This window comes from Paraburkholderia sp. EG287B (genome assembly GCF_040965595.1).
GTDB lineage: Bacteria > Pseudomonadota > Gammaproteobacteria > Burkholderiales > Burkholderiaceae > Paraburkholderia.
Genome location: NZ_JBFRCG010000126.1, coordinates 1 through 235, shown reverse-complemented (window position 1 = coordinate 235; position 235 = coordinate 1). Strand labels below are relative to the sequence as shown.

Below are 235 nucleotides of genomic sequence, written 5' to 3'. Positions count from 1 at the left end.
CGAGGTTCGCGTTCAAGCCGTTCTCACGGGCCAACCGGGCGATTGACACCCCTGGTTCGCAGGCTGCCTTCGCCAAGCGACGTCGGAATTCGGGATTATGGTTCGGGCGACCTTTACGGCTGCCGGGACTCTGTGTTGGCTCTGACAAAGTGGTGTCCATCACTTCGAAAATGATGGACATCACTTTGATGCCGATCCCTGCAGCCGTCTACGACGGCCGCCGCGAGCCGCTTAC

Annotated in this window: 1 protein-coding gene; it reads right to left on the bottom strand. The window is 60.0% G+C overall.

Features of this window, described 5'->3' with window-relative positions:
- A partial coding sequence (locus tag AB4Y40_RS43020) for a transposase (protein ID WP_368693005.1) occupies positions 1–160 on the bottom strand: 160 nt, incomplete at its 3' end.
- Between the last annotated feature and the right edge of the window lie 75 nt (positions 161–235).